Source organism: Acidovorax sp. SUPP1855, from assembly GCF_030158955.1.
GTDB lineage: Bacteria > Pseudomonadota > Gammaproteobacteria > Burkholderiales > Burkholderiaceae_C > Paracidovorax.
Window position 1 is genome coordinate 1 of the sequence record NZ_BQXI01000083.1, and the last position, 1,133, is coordinate 1,133.

The following is a 1,133-nucleotide window of genomic DNA, read 5'->3' on the forward strand; positions in this document are numbered from 1 at the left end:
ACGACGCCGGCGCCGACGGTGCGACCGCCTTCACGGATGGCGAAGCGCAGGCCTTCTTCCATGGCGATGGGGTTGATCAGCTTGACGGTGATCGACACGTTGTCGCCGGGCATGACCATTTCCTTGTCGGCTGGCAGCTCGATGGCGCCAGTCACGTCGGTCGTGCGGAAGTAGAACTGAGGACGGTAGTTGTTGAAGAAAGGCGTGTGACGGCCACCTTCGTCCTTGGACAGCACGTACACCTCGGCGGTGAAGTGCGTGTGCGGCTTGATGGAGTTGGGCTTGCACAGCACTTGGCCGCGTTCCACGTCTTCGCGCTTGGTACCGCGCAGCAGCAGGCCGACGTTGTCGCCAGCCTGGCCTTGGTCCAGCAGCTTGCGGAACATTTCCACGCCCGTGCAGGTGGTCTTTTGCGTGTCGCGGATACCGACGATTTCGATTTCTTCGCCGACCTTGATGATGCCGCGCTCGATACGGCCCGTCACCACGGTGCCGCGACCGGAGATCGAGAACACGTCTTCCACGGGCATCAGGAATGCGCCGTCCACAGCGCGCTCGGGCGTGGGGATGTACGAGTCCAGGGCTTCGGCCAGCTTCATGATGGCTTCTTCACCCAAGGCGCCCTTGTCGCCTTCCAGGGCGAGCTTGGCGGAACCGCGGATGATGGGGGTGTCGTCGCCTGGGAAGTTGTACTTGTCCAGGAGTTCGCGCACTTCCATTTCGACGAGTTCGAGCAGCTCTTCGTCGTCGACCATGTCGCACTTGTTCAGGAACACGATGATGTAAGGCACGCCCACTTGGCGGGCCAGCAGGATGTGCTCGCGGGTCTGGGGCATGGGGCCGTCAGCGGCCGAGCACACCAGGATGGCGCCGTCCATTTGGGCCGCGCCGGTGATCATGTTCTTCACATAGTCGGCGTGACCGGGGCAGTCCACGTGGGCGTAGTGGCGGTTTGCCGTTTCGTATTCCACGTGGGCGGTGTTGATCGTGATGCCGCGGGCCTTTTCTTCGGGCGCTGCGTCGATCTGGTCGTATGCCTTGGCTTCGCCACCGAACTTGGAGGACAGCACCGTGGCGATGGCCGCCGTCAGAGTCGTCTTGCCATGGTCCACGTGACCGATGGTGCCCACGTT

Annotated in this window: 1 protein-coding gene; it reads right to left on the minus strand. The window is 62.8% G+C overall.

All coding sequences use genetic code 11. The features are described 5' to 3' along the window. Window positions 1-1,133, minus strand: a 1,133-nt coding sequence (gene tuf, locus AVMA1855_RS26480; protein ID WP_284428005.1) for an elongation factor Tu, incomplete at both ends; no start/stop codon positions are given.